The 17,530-nt window shown below is 71.6% G+C and carries 13 protein-coding genes; 7 read left to right on the top strand and 6 right to left on the bottom strand.

Annotated features, from left to right (window positions below; all coding sequences use genetic code 11):
* Nucleotides 1–470 precede the first annotated feature (470 nt).
* On the top strand, nucleotides 471–2,168 hold the full coding sequence (locus H288_RS0122875; RefSeq protein WP_020094908.1) for an IlvD/Edd family dehydratase: 1,698 nt from the start codon (nucleotides 471–473) through the stop codon (nucleotides 2,166–2,168).
* A gap of 175 nt (nucleotides 2,169–2,343) precedes the next feature.
* Here H288_RS0122875 and H288_RS0122870 read toward each other — a convergent pair whose 3' ends face one another.
* The 3 genes from H288_RS0122870 to H288_RS0122860 form a co-directional block, all read right to left on the bottom strand.
* Nucleotides 2,344–2,886 (bottom strand): TetR/AcrR family transcriptional regulator, encoded by a 543-nt coding sequence (locus H288_RS0122870; protein ID WP_020094907.1) that lies wholly within the window; start codon nucleotides 2,884–2,886, stop codon nucleotides 2,344–2,346.
* 246 nt (nucleotides 2,887–3,132) lie between these two features.
* Nucleotides 3,133–6,246: an efflux RND transporter permease subunit gene (locus tag H288_RS0122865; protein WP_020094906.1), complete on the bottom strand. Its 3,114-nt coding sequence runs from the start codon at nucleotides 6,244–6,246 to the stop codon at nucleotides 3,133–3,135.
* The gene (locus H288_RS0122860; RefSeq protein WP_020094905.1) at nucleotides 6,243–7,328 is read right to left on the bottom strand and encodes an efflux RND transporter periplasmic adaptor subunit; all 1,086 of its coding nucleotides are present in this window, start codon (nucleotides 7,326–7,328) and stop codon (nucleotides 6,243–6,245) included. The genes H288_RS0122865 and H288_RS0122860 overlap by 4 nt, the downstream gene beginning before the upstream one ends.
* Before the next feature lie 189 nt (nucleotides 7,329–7,517).
* Here H288_RS0122860 and H288_RS0122855 point away from each other — a divergent pair, with 189 nt between their 5' ends.
* On the top strand, nucleotides 7,518–7,928 hold the full coding sequence (locus H288_RS0122855; RefSeq protein ID WP_020094904.1) for a group III truncated hemoglobin: 411 nt from the start codon (nucleotides 7,518–7,520) through the stop codon (nucleotides 7,926–7,928).
* 85 nt (nucleotides 7,929–8,013) lie between these two features.
* Here the strand turns inward: H288_RS0122855 and H288_RS0122850 are convergent, their stop codons facing one another.
* Nucleotides 8,014–9,216, bottom strand: a complete 1,203-nt coding sequence (locus tag H288_RS0122850) for an MFS transporter (RefSeq protein WP_020094903.1) — start codon at nucleotides 9,214–9,216, stop codon at nucleotides 8,014–8,016.
* Between the two features lie 275 nt (nucleotides 9,217–9,491).
* Here H288_RS0122850 and H288_RS0122845 point away from each other — a divergent pair, with 275 nt between their 5' ends.
* Nucleotides 9,492–10,154 carry a ribonuclease H gene (locus tag H288_RS0122845; RefSeq protein ID WP_020094902.1) on the top strand — a complete coding sequence of 221 codons (663 nt, stop codon included), beginning with the start codon at nucleotides 9,492–9,494 and terminating at the stop codon, nucleotides 10,152–10,154.
* A gap of 63 nt (nucleotides 10,155–10,217) precedes the next feature.
* Here the strand turns inward: H288_RS0122845 and H288_RS0122840 are convergent, their stop codons facing one another.
* Entirely contained in the window at nucleotides 10,218–10,511 is a 294-nt protein-coding gene (locus H288_RS0122840; protein WP_026605213.1) for a hypothetical protein, read from the bottom strand.
* A 207-nt stretch (nucleotides 10,512–10,718) separates the two neighbouring features.
* On the opposite strand from H288_RS0122840, the gene H288_RS0122835 reads away from it, so the two are divergent.
* Entirely contained in the window at nucleotides 10,719–11,255 is a 537-nt protein-coding gene (locus H288_RS0122835) for a DUF2059 domain-containing protein (protein WP_026605212.1), read from the top strand.
* 629 nt (nucleotides 11,256–11,884) lie between these two features.
* Here the strand turns inward: H288_RS0122835 and H288_RS32700 are convergent.
* A complete protein-coding gene (locus H288_RS32700; protein ID WP_020094898.1) occupies nucleotides 11,885–13,078 on the bottom strand; it encodes an alpha-hydroxy acid oxidase in 1,194 nt (397 codons plus the stop codon).
* A 510-nt stretch (nucleotides 13,079–13,588) separates the two neighbouring features.
* On the opposite strand from H288_RS32700, the gene H288_RS0122820 reads away from it, so the two are divergent.
* The 3 genes from H288_RS0122820 (at nucleotide 13,589) to H288_RS0122810 (ending at nucleotide 17,523) form a co-directional block, all read left to right on the top strand.
* Nucleotides 13,589–14,752 (top strand): ABC transporter substrate-binding protein, encoded by a 1,164-nt coding sequence (locus H288_RS0122820; protein ID WP_020094897.1) that lies wholly within the window; start codon nucleotides 13,589–13,591, stop codon nucleotides 14,750–14,752.
* Between the two features lie 63 nt (nucleotides 14,753–14,815).
* Nucleotides 14,816–15,691: a branched-chain amino acid ABC transporter permease gene (locus tag H288_RS0122815; RefSeq protein WP_012329745.1), complete on the top strand. Its 876-nt coding sequence runs from the start codon at nucleotides 14,816–14,818 to the stop codon at nucleotides 15,689–15,691.
* Nucleotides 15,688–17,523: a branched-chain amino acid ABC transporter ATP-binding protein/permease gene (locus H288_RS0122810; protein ID WP_020094896.1), complete on the top strand. Its 1,836-nt coding sequence runs from the start codon at nucleotides 15,688–15,690 to the stop codon at nucleotides 17,521–17,523. The genes H288_RS0122815 and H288_RS0122810 overlap by 4 nt, the downstream gene beginning before the upstream one ends.
* Nucleotides 17,524–17,530 lie beyond the last annotated feature (7 nt).

Genomic DNA, 17,530 nt, shown 5'->3' with positions numbered 1-17,530 from the left:
ACGTGACCCGGTAGCCCGTTGCCGCGAAGCGCCGGGGCCGCCGACGCCGGAACCGTCTTACAGATCGCCCGCCGCCTGAGCGATCTCTGTCCCGCTACGGATGCAACGCCGGACGGATCGTGCGGAACGCGGGCGCCGCCGTGGAGGCTGGCACCGGACGCGGTGACGCGGCCGCGCTTTTCGCGCTCCGGAAGCCGCGCGGCCCCTTCTCGGACACCTATCCGATGGGCCATGCCTTGAGAGGCCTCGTCATCGGCGCCGGACTGGGACATGCCTGTCCGCACCCCGATGCCGTCGGCGGCCGCAACCGATCCGGCGGCGCTCCGCCGGGAACGCGGCGCGAACGACAGGGGTGGGACGACGCGCGCGAGGACCTGCTCGACGCGCGCTCCGGGAGCCGGGAGCCCGGCGACCGCTGAGACAGACCGGACGGCCGGGGCAACCCGGGCCGCCCACGCGAGGAGACGACCATGACCGACGAACCGCACGGCTTCGACCGCGGCCTGACCAATTACGGCGACCGCGACTTCGCCCGCTACCTGCGCCGCTCCTTCGCGCGCTCGATGGGCATCTCGGTCGGCCTGCTGAACAAGCCGGTGGTCGGCATCGCCATGACGCCGTCGGGCTTCAACAACTGCCACCGGGGCATGCCGGAGCTGGTGGAGGCGGTCTCCCGCGGCGTGCTGGCGGCCGGCGCCCTGCCGCGGCCGTTCCCGACCGTGTCGCTCGGCGAGGTTTTCCTCAACCCGACCAGCATGATGTACCGCAACCTCATGGCCATGGACACCGAGGAGATGATCGGCGCCCAGCCGATGGACGCGGTGGTGCTGATCGGCGGCTGCGACAAGACCGTGCCGGCCCAGCTCATGGGCGCGGCCTCCGCCGACCTGCCGGCGATCCAGCTCGTCACCGGCCCGATGTCGACCGGCCGCCACCGGGGCCAGCGGCTCGGCGCCTGCACGGATTGCCGGGGCTTCTGGGCCAAGTACCGGGCCGGCACCGTCGACGCTGAGGAGATCGCCGAGGTCGAGGGTCGGCTCTCCGTCACGGCCGGCACCTGCGCGGTGATGGGCACGGCCTCGACCATGGCGTGCATCGCGGAGGCGCTCGGCATGTCGCTGCCGGGCACCGCGGCGATCCCGGCGGTGCATTCCGACCGGCTGGTGGCCGCCGAGGAGACCGGCCGCGCGGCGGTGCGGCTGATCGAGACGCGGATCCGGCCCTCCCAGGTGATCACGCAGAAGTCGGTCGAGAACGCGATCCGCGTGCTGATGGCGGTGTCGGGCTCGACCAACGCCATCGTGCACCTCACCGCCATCGCCGGGCGGCTCGGCATCCGGATCTCGCCCGAGCGCTTCAACCAGATCTCCGACGAGACGCCGGTGCTGGTCGACCTGAAGCCCGTGGGGCAGGGCTACATGGAGGATTTCCACGCCGCCGGCGGCATGGGCGCGCTCCTGCACGAGCTGCGCCCGCTCCTCCATCTCGACACCGTGGACGTGGAGGGCCGGACGCTCGCCGAGCGCCTGGACGAGCCGGAGTCCTGGGTCGACCGCGCGGTCATCCGCACCGCGGCGGATCCCGTGTCGCCGGTCGGCGGCCTGGTGGCCCTGTCCGGCAGCCTCGCGCCCGACGGGGCGATCTTCAAGCGCGCGGCGGCGACGCCCGACCTGTTCGAGTCGGAGGGCCGGGCGGTGGTGTTCACCGGCCTGGAGGACCTGTCGGCGCGCATCGACGACCCCGCGCTCGACGTGGCGCCCGGTGACATCCTCGTCCTGCAGAATGCCGGCCCGCACGCGGCCGGCATGCCGGAGGCGGGCTACCTGCCGATCCCCAAGAAGCTGGCGCAGGCGGGCGTGAAGGACATGGTGCGCATCTCCGACGCGCGGATGTCGGGCACGGCCTTCGGGTCGATCGTCCTCCACGTGGCCCCGGAGGCCGCGGTGGGCGGACCGCTGGCCGCGGTGCGCGACGGCGACCGCATCCGCCTGTCGATTCGGGACAAGCGCGTCGATCTCCTGGTCGCGGAGGACGAGATCGCCCGCCGGCTCGCCGGCCACCGGCCGCCGCCGGTTCCGGCCCGGGGCTACAAGGCGCTCTACCGGCGCAGCGTCACGCAGGCTCCGGAGGGTTGCGACTTCGACTTCCTCGCCAAGGCGGAGGGCTGACGGCCCGCAACCCTCCGTCCGGACGCGCCGGACGGCCGTGACGGACACCGTCGATCCGAAACCCGCGGCCCGCCCGGCGGGCCGCGCGCGCCGTCGCGGCATCCGGGGCCGTCGCATCGCCCGTCCCCGTCCCGGCGGTGAGGCGGCCCGAGCCGGGGTGCCGCCTCGGACCGGCTCAGCCCGGGATCGTGGAGCGCGCCGCCTCGAGCAGTTCCCCGGCCAGGGCCTCGTCGTCGACGCCCCGGGCCAGCACCACCGCCCCCACCATGGTCGACAGCGCGATCAGGGCGCGCTGCCGGCGGCGCTCCTTCGACGCTCTGGGCAGCCTGTCCGCGATGAGACCGGCGAGCCCCTTGACCCCCTGGGTGAACCGCGCCCGCAGGGCGCTTCCGGGCGGCTCGCGCCCGACGTCGTTCACCAGCGCCGCGACGGGGCAGCCTCTCCCCGGCGTGCGGACATGTCCCAGGGAGAGGTAATTCTCGATGAAGGCGTCGAGGTTGGCCCGGTACTCGGCGCTGATCGCCGCGTCGAACGCCTCCGCGGCGAGGGCATCCTTGCTGGCGAACTGACCGTAGAAGCCGCCATGGGTCAGGCCCGCGGCCGCCATGATGTCGACGACGCCGATACCGTGCAGGCCGCGCTCCCGGAACAGGGCCGAGGCGACCTCGACCACGCGCTGGCGGTTCAGCTTGGCTTGCTCCTGCGAGACCCTCGGCATCGTACCGTCCTCCGCTCCGCCTCCTCACATAGATGCGAGATGTCATTTATTGAAGGGACGGCGAGCCGCGGATGCCCGAGGCCGGGCGGAGAGCGGCGTCGCGGTCGCGCCGCGGCGGCCGTTCAGGGCTGCCGACCGGCCCGCGCGAGGGGGCGAAGCGCGGGCCGGTCGACGCACCGCGCGCCCGGGACCCGAGCGCGCGATCGCGGGATGCCCCGAGCGGGGCATCGGTGGGGTGCGGCCGGGTCAGGGCTCGGCCGGCACGGGCACCGGTGCGGGGCCGGGTGCGGTCCGCGTCGCGCGCGCGTCCCGCGCCACCCGGAACCAGAGTGCGTAGAGCGCCGGCAGGAACAGCAGGGTCAGCAGGGTCCCGACGCCGACGCCGCCGATGAGCACGTAGGCCAGCGCCCCCCAGAACACCGAGTGGGTCAGCGGGACGAAGGCGAGCATCGCGGCGGCGGCCGTCAGGATCACCGGTCGGGCCCGCCGCACCGTCGACTCGACGATGGCCTCGTAGTCCGACAGGCCCGCCGCGCGGTCGTGGTGGATCTGGTCCACCAGGATCAGCGTGTTGCGCATCAGGATGCCGGACAGCGCGATCAGGCCGAGGATCGCGTTGAAGCCGAAGGGCTGGTGGAAGACGAGCAGCGTCGGGACCGCCCCGACGAGGCCGAGCGGCGCGGTCGCGAACACCATGACCATCGTGGTGAACGAGCGGACCTGCAGCATGATGACCGTCAGGGTCACGATCAGCATCAGCGGGAAGACCGTGACGAGCGCCGTCATCGCCTTCTCGCTCTCCTCCACCGAGCCGGCCGTGTCGATGCGGTAGCCGGGCGGCAGCCTCGCCTTGATGGCCGCGAGTTCGGGGACGATCTGCGCGTGGATGTCCGGCGGCTGCTTGCCGTCGATCACGTCGCCCTGCACGCGGATGTAGGTCTCGCGGTTGTAGCGCTTGAGCACCGCGTCCTCGTTGCGGCTCTCCAGGTGCGCGACCTGGGAGAGCGGCACCTGCCGCCCGTCCCGCGTGGCCAGCGTCAGGTCGCCGATGTCGCCGAGCGAGCGGCGCTCGGGGCCGGGGCTGCGCAGGAGCACGTCCACGGAGCGGAGGTTCTCGCGGACCTGGGTCGCCGGCGTCCCGTTGAGGTAGCTCTGCAGCTGCTGGCCGGCCTCCTTCGGCGTCAGGCCGATCAGGCGCAGGCGCTCCTGGTCGAGGGCGAGGTGCAGGGTCGGCGTCCTGTCGCCCCAGTCGAGATGGACGAGGCGCATGTTGGGGTTGGCCATCATGACGTCGCGCACCTCCGCGGCGATGCCCCGGATGACGGTGAGGTCGGGCCCGACCACCCGGAAGGCGACGGGGAAGCGCACCGGCGGCCCGAACACGATCTGCAGCACCCGCACCCGCGCCTCGGGGAAGCGGCCGTCGTCCACGAGCTTGCGCACCTTGCCGCGCAGCACGTCGCGGGCGTGGGAATCGGCGGTCTGGACGACGATCTGCGCGAAGGCGGGGTCCGGCAGCTCCGGGTCGAACGAGAGCACGAAGCGCGGCATGCCCTGGCCGATATAGCTCGTGATCTCGCCCGCCTCGGGCAGCGCGCGCACGGCCGCCTCGACCTTCCGGACGCTGGCCTCGGTGGTCGCGAAGGCGGACCCGGTCGGCAGCGTCACCTCGACGATGAGTTCGGAGCGCTCCGAGTTCGGGAAGAACTGCTTCTCGACCTTGCCCATGCCGACGACGGCCGCGGCGAACAGCGCCACGGTGATGCCTGCGGCCATCCACTTGTGGTCGACCGAGAGCCGCACGACCCGGCGCAGGCGCTGGTAGTTCCGCGTGGCGTAGATCGCGGCGTGGCCGCCCTCGACCGTCTCGATGTTCGGCAGGAGCTTGACGCCGAGGTAGGGCGTGAAGGTCACGGCCACGACCCACGAGACGATCAGCGAGAAGGCCACCACCCAGAAGATGTTGCCGGCATACTCGCCCGCCGTGGAGGCGGCGAAGCCCACCGGCAGGAAGCCCGCGATGGTGACGAGCGTGCCGGTCAGCATCGGCGCGGCGGTGGCGCTCCAGGCATGGGTCGCCGCCGAGACCCGGTCGGCGCCCTCCTCCATGCGCACCACCATCATCTCGATGGCGATGATGGCGTCGTCGACGAGGAGGCCCAGTGAGATGATGAGCGCGCCGAGCGTGATGCGGTCGAAGTCGCGGCCGGTGATCATCATCACCACGAACACGGCCGAGAGGGTGAGCGGCACCGCCAGCGCCACCACGATGCCGACCCGGAAGCCGAGCGCCACGAGGCTGACGAAGATCACCACCGAGAGCGCTGTGAAGAACTTCACCATGAACTCGTGGATGGCGTCGTCGATCACCCTCGCCTGGTCGGTGATCTTCGTGAAGGTGATGCCGGTCGGGAGATCGCGATGGATCGCGACCTCCTCGGCGTTCAGCGCCTCGCCCAGGCTGAGTCCGTTGAAGCCCGGCTTCATCACGAGGCCGAGCACCAGGGCCGGCGCGCCGTCGTTGCGGATCGCGAAGGTCTTCGGGTCCTCGTAGCCGCGTTTCACCTCGGCGATGTCGCCGAGCTTGAGGCTGCGGTCGCCGGCCGCCACCGGCAGGTCGCGGATCGCGTCGAGGCCGTCGATGGCGCCGTCGAGGCGCAGGTAGACCCGCGGGCCGTCGGCCTCGACGAAGCCGGCCGGCGTCACGTCGTTCTGGTTGGCGAGCGCCGCCAGGAGCTGCTGGCCGGTGATGCCCAGGGTCGCGAGGCGCTGGTAGGAGACCTCGACGAAGATCTTCTGCGCCTGCTCGCCGAGGATGTTGATCTTCTCGACGCCGGGCACGCGCAGCAGCCGCTGGCGCATCTCCTCGGCGCGGAGCACGAGATGCCGGTGCGGCAGCCCCTGGGCCTGGAGCGCGTAGAGGGCGAAGTAGACGTCCGAGAACTCGTCGTTGAACAGCGGCCCGAGCACGCCGCGCGGCAGGCCGGAGGCCTGGTCGGAGAGCTTCTTGCGCGCTTGGTAGAATTCCGACTGGAGCCGGGCCGGCGGCATGCTGTCCTTGAAGAAGACCTTCATCAGCATCAGGCCGGGGCGGACGGTCGTCTCGACGCGGTCGTAGTAGACGAGCTCCTGCAGCCGCTTCTCCAGCGGGTCGGCGACCTGCCGCTGCATCTCGTCGGTGGTCGCGCCGGGCCAGGCGGCCGAGACTGCCATGGTCTTGACCGTGAAGGTCGGGTCCTCGGCGCGCCCGAGCTTCTCGAAGGCGAAGATCCCGGCCGCGGTGACGGCGAGCAGGAGGAACAGCGTGACGGCGCGCTCGCGCACCGCCAGGGCCGAGAGATTGAAGCCGGAGGCGCTCATCGGCCGGCCTCCACGACGCTGGCGTCGGCCTGACGGACCTTCTCGCCCGCTCTCAGCAGATGGGCGCCGAGCGCGACGATCCGGTCACCGGGCGTCAGGCCCGAGGCGACTTCCGCGGTCTCCTCCGACAGGCGCGCGACGGTGACGGGCTGCGCCGCGACGGTCTGGGTCTCGGCGTCGTAGCGCCAGACGGCCGAGCCGCCGCCCTGGTCGAACAGGGCCCCCAGCGGCACGAACACCGAAGCCCGCGCCTGTCCCTGGGCAGGGATCAGCTGGAGCGTCACGGTCGCCCCGAGGGGCGCGGTCTCGCCCCCGCCCGACAGGATGTAGCGGGCGCGGTAGGTGCGGGTCGCCGGATCGGCCGTGGCCGACAATTCCCGGAGCTTGGCCGGGTAGGTCGTCTCGCCCTCGGCGTAGAGGGTGGCCGACGCCGTGCCCTTCGCGCGTTGCCGGCTCCCCTCCGGCAGGAACACCTCCGCCTCGCGCGCGCCGTCGCGGGCGAGCTTCACCACCGTCTGCCCGGCGGCGACGACTTGGCCCGGCTCGGTCGGCACCTCCATCACGACCCCGTCGGCATCGGCCTGGAGCTCGGAATAGCCGGCCTGGTTGGCGATCTGGCTCGCCTGCGCCTCGGCGTTGGCGAACTGGGCGATGGCCGCGTCGGCGGCCGCCTTGTTCTGGTCGTAGGTCTGCTTCGAGGTCCAGCCGTCGCCGACGAGCTTGCGGCTGCGCTCCTCGTCGGCCCTGGCCTTGATCATCTGCGCGCGGGCCGCCTCGACCGAGGCGCGGGCCGCGTTGAGCGCCAGGGTGAAGTCGGTCCGGTCGAGCCGCATCAGAGGCTGGCCGAGGCGCACGTGGTCGCCCGGGTCGACGAGGCGCTCGAAGATCTTGCCGCCGACCCGGAAGCCGAGGTTGCTCTCGGTGCGCGCCCGGATCACGCCGGTGTAGCGCGCCACCGCCGCCGAGGCGGGCGCGACCGCGACGGTCTGCACCAGCGGCGGCTCCGGCGTGACGGCGGTCTCGGCCGGCGAGCATGCCGCGAGTGCCAAGCCGGCGAACCCGATCACCCATCGCGCGTCCATCACCGAGCCCCGTCGCAGCCGATCGCCCAAAATAATTATGACCATCATTTATTCTGGCGCGATACCGCCGTCAATGGCGGCCGCGCCCGGCGTCGGCCGAGGACTGACGCGCGCCGTCCCCTCCGGCTCCGATCCGGAGGCCGTCCGATCCCCCTTGAAGAGAGCGGGGTCTGCCGGCATCTCACGATCATGCCCGATGTCGCGCTCGACGAAGCCAGCCTCGCCCGCTTTCTCGATGCCTTCTACGGGCGCGTGCGCGGCGATGCGCTGATCGGACCCGTCTTCGCGGCCGCGATCCCCGACCCGGACTGGCCGCGGCACATGGAGACCGTCCGGGCGTTCTGGTCCTCGGTCCTCTTCAAGTCAGGCCGGTACAAGGGCAACCCGTTCGGCAAGCATCTCGCGCTGGGCCGCCTCGAGCCCGAGCACTTCGCGCGGTGGCTCGACCTGTTCGGGGAGACGGCCTCCGCCCATTTCCCGCCCGAACCTGCCGCCCTCCTGATCGAGCGCGCGCACCGCATCGGTGACAGCCTGAAGGCGGGCCTGTTCTTCCGGCCAGACGTGCTGCCCGTGCCCGCGGCGGGATCGGCCGCGCCGTGACCCGCGGGGAAGGCGCACGCGTGAGACGCGCGCGGAGCCGCGACCGGCGGGACGGCCCGAGATCCCGGGGGCGGGTCCGGAGCCCTCAGAGCGCGGCCGGACTCTTGCGCGCCCGACGGCAGTGGATCAGCCACAGCACGATCGCCACGTTGACGGCGTTCCAGGCCAGCCCGTTGACGAACGCCGCACGGTAGGAGCCGGTGGCGTCGAAGATCGCCCCCGTGAGCCAGCCGCCGAGCGCCATGCCGGCCAGCGTCGCCATCAGCACCGCACCGATCCGCGCCCCGGCCTCCTCGGCCGGGAGGTACTCGCGCACGATGATCGCGTAGGCCGGCACGATGCCGCCCTGGAACAGGCCGAACAGGGCCGAGATCACGTAGAGCGAGGTCAGGTCGTCGAACGCGAGGTAGAGCGCGAGCGCCGCCGCCTGCAGCAGCGCACCGACCAGCAGCGTCGCGAGACCGCCGATCCGGTCGGCGACGAAGCCCGACGCGACCCGGCTGACGATGCCGAAGCCGAGCATCAGCGACAGCATCTGCGCGCCGCGGGCGACGCCGTACCCGAGATCGCTGCAGTACGCCACGATGTGGACCTGCGGCATCGCCATCGCCACGCAGCACGCGGTGCCGGCCACGACGAGGAGGCCCTGCAGCGCCGCGGGCGACAGCGTCGTCACGGCCTGCGGACCGGCCGCGCACGTCGCCGAAGCCCGCGGCGGCCGGCCCCGCATCGCCAGCGCGAGGGGCAGCATGGCGACGAGGCAGAACAGGCCGATTCCGGCCTGCGTCGCGCGCCAGCCGTACGCGTGGACCGCGCGCTCCACCACCGGCGGCCAGAGCGTGCCCGCGAGGTAATTGCCGGACGCGCACAGCGCGACGGCGAGCCCTCGCCGGCGCGAGAACCAGCGCGACACGTCGGCCATCAGCGGTCCGAAGGCGACCGAGCTGCCGAGCGCCCCGACGAGCACGAGGGCGAACTGCCAGAGGTTCGTCGCGAGGGCGCTGAGCCCGTAGCCGAGGGCCAGGCAGACGGTGCCGAGGAGCAGCGGGGGCACGATGCCGATGCGGTCCGCGAGCCGGCCCATCAGGAGGCCGCCGACCGCGAAGCCGACCATCGTGAGGGTATAGGGCAGGGCGGCCGCCGCCCGATCGACCCCGAACTCGGCCTGAACGGCGGGCAGCACGACGACGACCGACCACATGCCGACGCCTCCGACCGTGCCGAGCGCCGTCGCCGCGGCGAGCCGACGCCAAGCGCGGCCCGAATCGGCAATCCCATCCTCAGCCATTCCGGCGCACATCGATCTCCGTCCGTGCGGCGCGTTTCACACGAATGCGCCTTCGTCGCCAGCACCGGGCCCGCCCGTCGGCGCGGGCCTTCGGGACACCGCTCGCTTGCCGACGCGCGCCTCACCCGGCGCTGCCGCGGCGCGCGATCGGTGCTAGAGGTGCCGCCGCGCTCGCCGGCGATGCCGGCTCGGGCCGGGGCGACCATCGGTCGGCCGATGTCGGGCCTCGATGGCGCCCGTCCACCGACTACCCGTACGAGAGGGCTGACGCCACGATGCGAACGATCGTTTATGCCGATGGCGGTTGCGACCCGAACCCCGGGCCGGGGGGGTGGGGCGTCGTCATCGCGGCCCCGGACGGCACGATCGAGCTGTGCGGCGGGGAGCCCGGCACCACGACCAACAACCGGATGGAACTGACGGCCGCGATCAAGGGCCTCGAGCATTTCCCCGCCGGGGCCGCGATCGAGATGCGGTGCGACAGCCAGTACGTCGTCAAGTCGGTGACCGAGTGGATGCGCGGCTGGAAGGCGCGGGGCTGGCGCTCGACGACGGGTGACGTGAAGAACGTCGATCTCATGAAGCGCCTCGACGAACTGAACGCGGCGCGGGACGTGAAGTGGACCTGGGTCCGGGGGCATGCCGGCGACCGCCTCAACGAGCGCGCCGACGCGCTCGTCCACAGGGGGCGTCGCGAAGCGAAGCTCGGCAAGCTCGAGTCGCGGAGCAGCGCCGCGCCCGTACCGGCCCCGACCGCCGCACCGGCGCCGTCGAGCCGGGGCGCCGACCTGCGGATCGACCTCGCGCTCGGCCTCCAGGTCGCTCGGGCCGCGAAGGCGGCGGGTGTCACGCCCGACGCACTCGTCGACGATGCGATCCGCTTTTACCTGGAGATCGGGCCGAGCGAGGTCGCACGCCTGCGATCAGGCCGGGCCTAGCGGGCGAGGCCGCGCGCGGCGACGCCGGGTCGCCGTTCCGCGATCTCCGGGACGGGGCTCGGCCTACTCGCAGACCTCGATCCGCCGAATGTGCTCGTACCCGTACGGGTCGATGTACGCGCGGCGCTCGAAGTGGCAGGCGCCGTACGGGTCGGGCGCGGCGTAGACGGGGCGACCCGGGTAGTACCCGCTGTTGGCGGACGCGATGGCGCTCCCGGCCACGACGCCGCCGAGGATGCCCAGCGCCACGGCGCCGCCGACGCCGATGCCGCGCGCCTGAGCGGCCGGCGGGGTGGCGCAGAGTGCCAGAGCGACCAGCGCGGCCGCACCGCCGGTCCGCAGAAACGTTTGACGCATGGTGTCCTCCCATTCCTCGATGCGGACACCATGAGCCCGCGACCGCCGGATCTCGGTGCTGATCGGCACCCCGAGTTCAGGGCCCGCCGCGCGCGACGCGGTGCCGGGCGATCCGGCGCTGTCATCGATCCTGTTCGGAGCTGTGGTAGCTACCCGGACCGGCCGCGCGGCCTTGTGGACCGCGCGGCGCTCGTGAACGGGACCGCCATGCGCTTCTCTGCCCTCGTCGTCGGTTTGTGCCTGACCTCCTTCCCGATCGGTGCGGCACTGGCACAACCGGCCCCGAAGCCCGCGCCCACGACCGCGCCGGATCCGGCCCTGCTGAAGGTTGCCCGGGAGACCGTCGCGCAGATGCAGGGTGATCGCGCCGCGACGCTCGGCTCGATGGCGGCCCCCATGATCGGCATGATGCAGCAGATCGGGATCAAGGAGCCCGACAGGGCGCAGGTGCTGGTGCAGGAGGTCGTCATGCCGACGCTCACGGCGCACTACGACGAGCTGCTCGACATCCAGGCGCGCGGTTTCGCCACCGTGCTGAACAAGGACGAGTTGCAGGCCATCGCCGCCTTCTACGCGACCCCCGCCGGGAAGCGCCTCGCGGCGGCCCAGCCGCAGCTCGCTCAGATCCAGCTCGCGGGCATGCAGCAATGGATCCAGTCGGTGATGCCCGAGATGCAGGGCAAGCTGACGACGGCCATCCAGGCCCACGGCTGGGCGCCGGGCGGACCGGCGAAGCCGCGTTGAGCCTCCCCGGGCCGCGACGTCTTCCGAGCGGAGCGGCGCCCTGCTTCGAAGGCGTCGATAGGCCGGACACGATGCGGGGCGCTGGGACAGCGTACCCGGACGCTCGGTCAGCGCGGCGGGCCTGAACGGTCAGCCGATGGCCCAGAACAGCGGCAGCGCGCCCGCGAGGAACAGGGCCGAGGAGACGAGCACGGCGAGGCGCTCGCGATGGTGCAGGACGAAGGCGTGCGGGCTGGCGAACATGGCTGGGTCGGATCGGTGGTGAGGGCATCACGCTCGCTCCTGAACCTTGACGGATCGAGGGCGCTTCGCGCTGTCCACAGGTGATGGCCGATCTCTGTCGCTGCCGCGCCACATCCTTTTGGATGTGCTCGGGCGCACCTCCCGGACGGCTTTTCTGGCATATTGAATTCAGCAGGCCGTCTTTCCCCCCTCGGCGGCCCGATCCAGCGGCGCAGCGACCCCACGGGTCGCTGCGCCGTTGTCGTTGTGGCTCGGGCGCGGCGCGAGGCCCCCGGCCCGGTGCCGCGCTGGAACGCCTCGGCCGCGGCGACGCGCGATCCGCGAGGGATTCGGATCGAGAACCGCGACACCGTGAAGGTCCGGATCGGACCGGTGGTCGCCCGCCGTCAGGGCCCGATGCGCCGCACGGGCGGCGCACCCTCCCGGGTCTCCTGCGCTGAGGGCGTCCAGAGGATGGACCGGTCGACGGCGCGGATGTCGCGATGGCCGCACAGGGCCATCGTCATGTCGAGTTCCGTGCGGATGATCTCCAGGGAGCGGGCGACGCCGGCCTGGCCGTAGGCGCCGAGCCCGTAGAGGAAGGCGCGGCCGATGAACACGCCCTTCGCGCCCAGGGCGATGGCCTTCAGCACGTCCTGGCCCGAGCGGATCCCGCCGTCCATCAGCACCTCGACGCGCCGGCCGACCGCGTCCGCGATTCCGGGAAGCGCGGCGATGGACGAGGGCGCGCCGTCGAGCTGCCGCCCGCCATGGTTCGAGACGATGAGCGCGTCGGCCCCGGTCGCGGTCGCCCTCTCGGCATCCTCGACGTCCAGGATGCCCTTCAGGATCAGGGGACCCTGCCACCGGTCGCGGATCCGCCGCACGTCGTCCCAGTCCAGGCGCGGGTCGAACTGGTCCGCCGTCCAGGCCGAGATGGAGCGGGTATCCCGCACGCCGTCCACGTGCCCCACGATGTTGCGGAAGGTCCGGCGCTGCGTGCGCAGCATGGACCAGCACCAGCGGGGCTTGGTCAGGAGATCGAGGACCGTGCCCGGCGTCAGCCGCGGCGGGGCCGACAGGCCGTTGCGGATGTCCTTGTGGCGCTGCCCGAGGATCTGGAGGTCCAGCGTTAGGACCAGAGCCGAGCAGCCCGCCGCCTTCGCGCGGTCGATGAGGCGGTCGTTGAAGCTGCGGTCGCGCATGAAGTAGAGCTGAAACCAGAACGGCTTGCTGACGTTCTCCGCGACGTCCTCGATGCTGCAGATGCTCATCGTCGACAGCGTGAACGGCACCCCCGCCGCCTCCGCCGCCTGTGCCGCCAGGATCTCGCCGTCGGCGTGCTGCATGCCCGTGAGACCCGTCGGCGCCAGGGCGACGGGCATCGCGACGGCCTGACCGGCCATCGTCGTGGCGAGGGTACGGTCGGTCATGTCGACCGCGACGCGCTGGCGGAGCTTGATGCCGGCGAACTCGGCCTCGTTTGCGCGGTAGGTCGACTCCGTCCACGAACCGGAATCGCAGTAATCGTAGAACATCCGCGGCACCCGCCGCTTGGCGACCCGCCGCAGATCCTCGACCGTCGTGATGATGGGCGCCATGGGAGGTTCGGCCTCGCGACTGGATGACGGGGCCGGTCGCGGTTGAGGCGGGCTCGCGCCCGCTCGTACGCCGCGCGCTTCAGGCCGCGATGCCCCGTGCTGGAAGCTCGACGGTGCAACGGTTCGCTGGAAAACGGAAGCGCCTCCTCGCCGAATGCGCCGGTCGCATCAGGCCTCTCCCGCGCGTACACCGATCCTATAGCGCCTGTTGCGCTCGCCCGCGCCGCAGAGGAACGCCGGATCTCTGCCTGATAGTACACATTCCGGATCGCGCCTGTTCGGATCTTCGCGTTCCGAGCGCGCGTCAGGACAGAATGAATGCGGGCGGAGCCTCGTCGTCATCGTCTTCTCCTTCGCCGCACCGCAGCGAAAGCGGTCGAGTGACGATCCGAGAGCTTCTTCTCATCGAAGCTGAGCGTCGAAGGTTTGCAGGATAGACATCGGCGCGCGGAATAGGGACCATCGTCGCCAACGCCGGGCCTGAGCATCGGCGGTGGGACGGATACGCCAATGAGGACGACGCGCCGCGTTTTCTTGACGGGGGCCGCATCCGCAGTCGCGGGCGGCCTGGCGCCGGGGGTGATCCGCTCGGCCTGCGCTCAGGGCGCCGGGTCGACCGTCCGGATCGGCATGGTGCTCCCGGTGACGGGGCCCGGCGCGGATGCCGGCCGCTACGCGCTCGCCGGGGCCAAGATCGCCCTGGAGACGGTCAACAAGGCCGGCGGCGTGCTCGGCAAGCCCCTGGAGATCGTCACGGAGGACGATCAGACCACCAATCCCGGCGCGGTCTTCGCCTTCTCGAAACTGGCGTCGCAGGGCGACCTCGTCGGCTTCCTCGGCTCGATCCGCTCGACCCAGAACCACGCGATGGCGCCCGACATCCTGAAGACGGGGAAACCCGTCTGTTTCGGCGGCACCGACCCGGTCCTGACGCAGCTCGGCAATCCCTGGCTGTTCCGCTTCCGCCCCAACGACACCTTCTCGGCCCGGGTGATCGCCGAGCACGGCGTCAACGGGCTGGGCAAGAAGAAGTGGGCGATCATCCACTCCACCGACGCCTTCGGCACCAGCGGCGCCAAGGCGCTGACCGAGAGCCTCGCCAAGGGCGGTGCCACGGTCGCCCTCGACCAGGGCTACACCAACCAGAGCCAGGACTTCACGCCGGTCGTGCTGGCGATCCGTCAGTCGGGCGCCGACGTGATCGGCTCGTACTTCACCTTCGAGAACGACATCGGCATCTTCGCCCGGCAGCTGCGCCAGCTCGGCGTCACCGCGCCCTGGGTCGGCTCGCCCTCGATCACCAACGTCACCGCCCTGAAGCTCGCCGGGCCGTCCCTCTACGGCACCTACGGCGTGGCCGACTACGCCGAGGAGTCGGGCGACGCCGCGCGCGCCTACGGCAAGGCCTACCGGGCCGCGATGAAGATCGCGCCCGACAACCAGTCCTCGTGGACCTTCGACGCGGTCACGGTGCTCGCCAAGGCGATCAACGCGGCGGGCAAGACCGATCCGCAGGCCGTCCGCGAGGCGATCCTGGCGGTGCGCGGCCACGAGGGCGCCGAGGGAACCTACAACTTCGACAAGAACGGCGACGGCCTGCACGGCTACAACGTCGTGCGCAACGACAAGGGCAACATCGTCTTCGACCGGCGGATCGACTTCTACCAAGGGTGAGCCGGCCGACGTGTTCGGGGTGCGTGAACGACATCCGGAGGAGGAGGCGAGAGTGCGGACCGCATGGACCTGATCCTGCAGCTCCTCTTCACCGGGATCGGCATCGGCTCCGTCTACGCCCTGGTGGCGCTCGGCTTCGTGCTGATCTTCCGCGCCACCAACGTGGTGAACTTCGCGCAGGGCGAGTTCTCGATGGTGGCGGCCTTCCTGATGGTGGTCTTCGCCGTCGACCTCCAGTGGCCCTACTGGCTCTCCCTTCTCCTGACCCTCGGCGGGATGGCGCTGCTCGGCGCCCTGTTCAATCTCGGCGTCTACTACCCGCTGCGGCACCGCAGCTACCTGCCGGTGATCATCTCGACCATCGGCGCCTCGATCTTCCTGGCGAACACGACGCTCGCCCTCTACGGGCCGCAGCCGCAGGTGCTCCCGCCCGTCTTCGAGACGCAAGGGTTCCTGCTCGGGCCGGTCTTCCTCGACAGCCAGTACCTGCTGATCATCGCGGTGACGGCGGCCCTGGTGGCGTTCCAGTACTGGTTCTTCGAGCACACTCTGGTCGGCAAGAAGCTTCAGGCGACGTCCCAGGACAAGGAGATGGCCGCCCTCCTGGGCATCCCGGTGGCCGGCATGATCATGCTGACCTTCGTGTACAGCGCGGTGCTCGGCGGCATCGCCGGCATCCTGGTGGCGCCGGTGCTGTTCGTGTCGATCCAGATGGGGGCCACGATCGCCCTCAAGGCCTTCGCGGCGACGATCATCGGCGGCTTCGGCGACGTCACCGGGGCGATCATCGGCGGCCTCGCGCTCGGCATCATCGAGACCTTCGGGGCGGCCTACATCTCGGTCCCCTACAAGGACGCCTTCGCGTTCCTGGTGCTGGTGGTGTTCCTGGTCGTGCGCCCGCAGGGCCTGTTCGGCGAGCGCGTGGCGGAGAAGGCATGAGCGGTCGCCCCTCCATCGTCGCCGGCCCGGCCGCAGCGGCTCCGGCGCGCCCGCCGCGCCGCCTGCCCCTCGGGAGCCTCGCCTACGCGGTCCTGGCCGCCGCCCTGGTGACGCTGGCCGCGACGACGCCGCTCAGCGGCTACGCCCTCAACATCCTGATGCAGGCGGCGACCTACGCCATCGCGGTGATCGGGCTCACCGTGGTGCTCGGCCTGTGCGGGCAGATCAACCTCGCCCAGGCCGCCTTCTTCGGGATCGGTGCCTACGCGGTCGGACTCGGCACGGTCGACGGGGGCCTGAATTTCTGGATCTGCCTGATCACCGGCCTCGGTCTCGCGCTGGTTCTGGGCGCCGCGCTCGGCGCCTCCACGCTGCGGCTCGGCGGCCACTACCTCGCCATGGTGACGATCTCGTTCCAGCAGATCCTGACGCTGGTCCTCACCAACTGGATCCCCGTCACGCACGGGCCCGACGGCGTGCCGAACATCCGCCGCCCGGCCCTGTTCGCGGACGGGCAGAGCTACCTCGCCCTGTGCGTGCTCGTGCTGGCCGTCGTCGGCTGGCTCGTCTGGCACATGCCGCGGACGCGGCTCGGGCGCGCCATGCGGGCGGTGCGCGACAACGAGCTCGCGGCGGGGGTCTCGGGCATCGACATCTACCGCACCAAGGTCGCGGCCTTCGCCCTCGGGGCGCTGCTGGCGGGGCTCGGCGGCGGGCTGTTCGCCGGCAGCTTCACCTATATCAGCCCGGACCAGTTCGCCTTCGCCGAGTCGATCGTCTTCCTGACGATGGCGCTGCTCGGCGGCGTCGGCTCGCCGGTGGGCGCCGTGATCGGCACGGCCCTGTTGATCCTGATCCCGGAATGGCTCCGCTTCCTCAAGGAGATCCCCGGGCTCTACCTCGCGATCTACGGGCTCGCGGTGATCCTGATCGTGGTGTTCATGCCCGACGGGATCTGGGGCTTCCTCGGCGACCAGGTCCGGCGCCTGCGCCGCGCCCGCCCGATCCCGCCGCCCGCCGCCGAACTGATTCTGAGCCAGGGCGAGGCGTCCGCCGCGCCGATGCTGGAGGTGTCGGACCTGTCCAAGCACTTCGGCGGCCTCAAGGCCGTGGACGCGGTGAGCTTCACGGTGGCGCGGGGCGGCATCCACGCGCTGATCGGCCCGAACGGTTCCGGCAAGACCACGACGCTGAACGTCCTGTCCGGCCTCTACAGCCCCACGGGGGGCACCGTGCGGCTGGCGGGGCAGGACGTCACGCGCCTGTCCCCGCACCGGCGGGCGGCGGCCGGGATCGGCCGCACCTTCCAGAACATCCGCCTGTTCCGCTCCATGAGCGCCCTGGAGAACGTCGTCATCGGCGCCGAGCGCCCCAACAACCCGCTCGGCGCGCGCGACCGGGCGGGGCTGGAGGCCCGCGCCCGGGCGGCTCTGGCCTTCGTGGGGCTGGAGGGGCGGGCGCAGGAGCCGATCTCCGGCTTCTCGTACGGCCACCAGCGCCTGATCGAGATCGCGCGGGCGCTGGCCGGCAACCCCGTGCTGCTGCTCCTCGACGAGCCCGCCGCGGGGCTCAATTCCAGCGAGAAGAATGCCCTGACGGTGCTCCTGCGCCGGATGGCCGCCAAGGGCCTGACCATCCTGATCATCGACCACGACATGACGCTGGTGAGCGACGTGGCGAGCCACATCACCGTGCTGAACTTCGGCCGCCGCATCGCCGACGGCGTCACGGCGACCGTGCTGCGCGAGCCGGCGGTGATCCAGGCCTATCTCGGCGAGGACGCCGCCGCCGGTCCGGCGGCGAGCCTCAAGACCGACCTCGCCCCGGCCTGACCCCAGC

Origin of the sequence: Methylobacterium sp. 285MFTsu5.1, from assembly GCF_000383455.1 — a bacterium.
Classification (GTDB): Bacteria; Pseudomonadota; Alphaproteobacteria; order Rhizobiales; family Beijerinckiaceae; genus Methylobacterium.
Note: the sequence above shows the minus strand (reverse complement) of the source record. Positions and strands in the feature narration are given on the sequence as shown.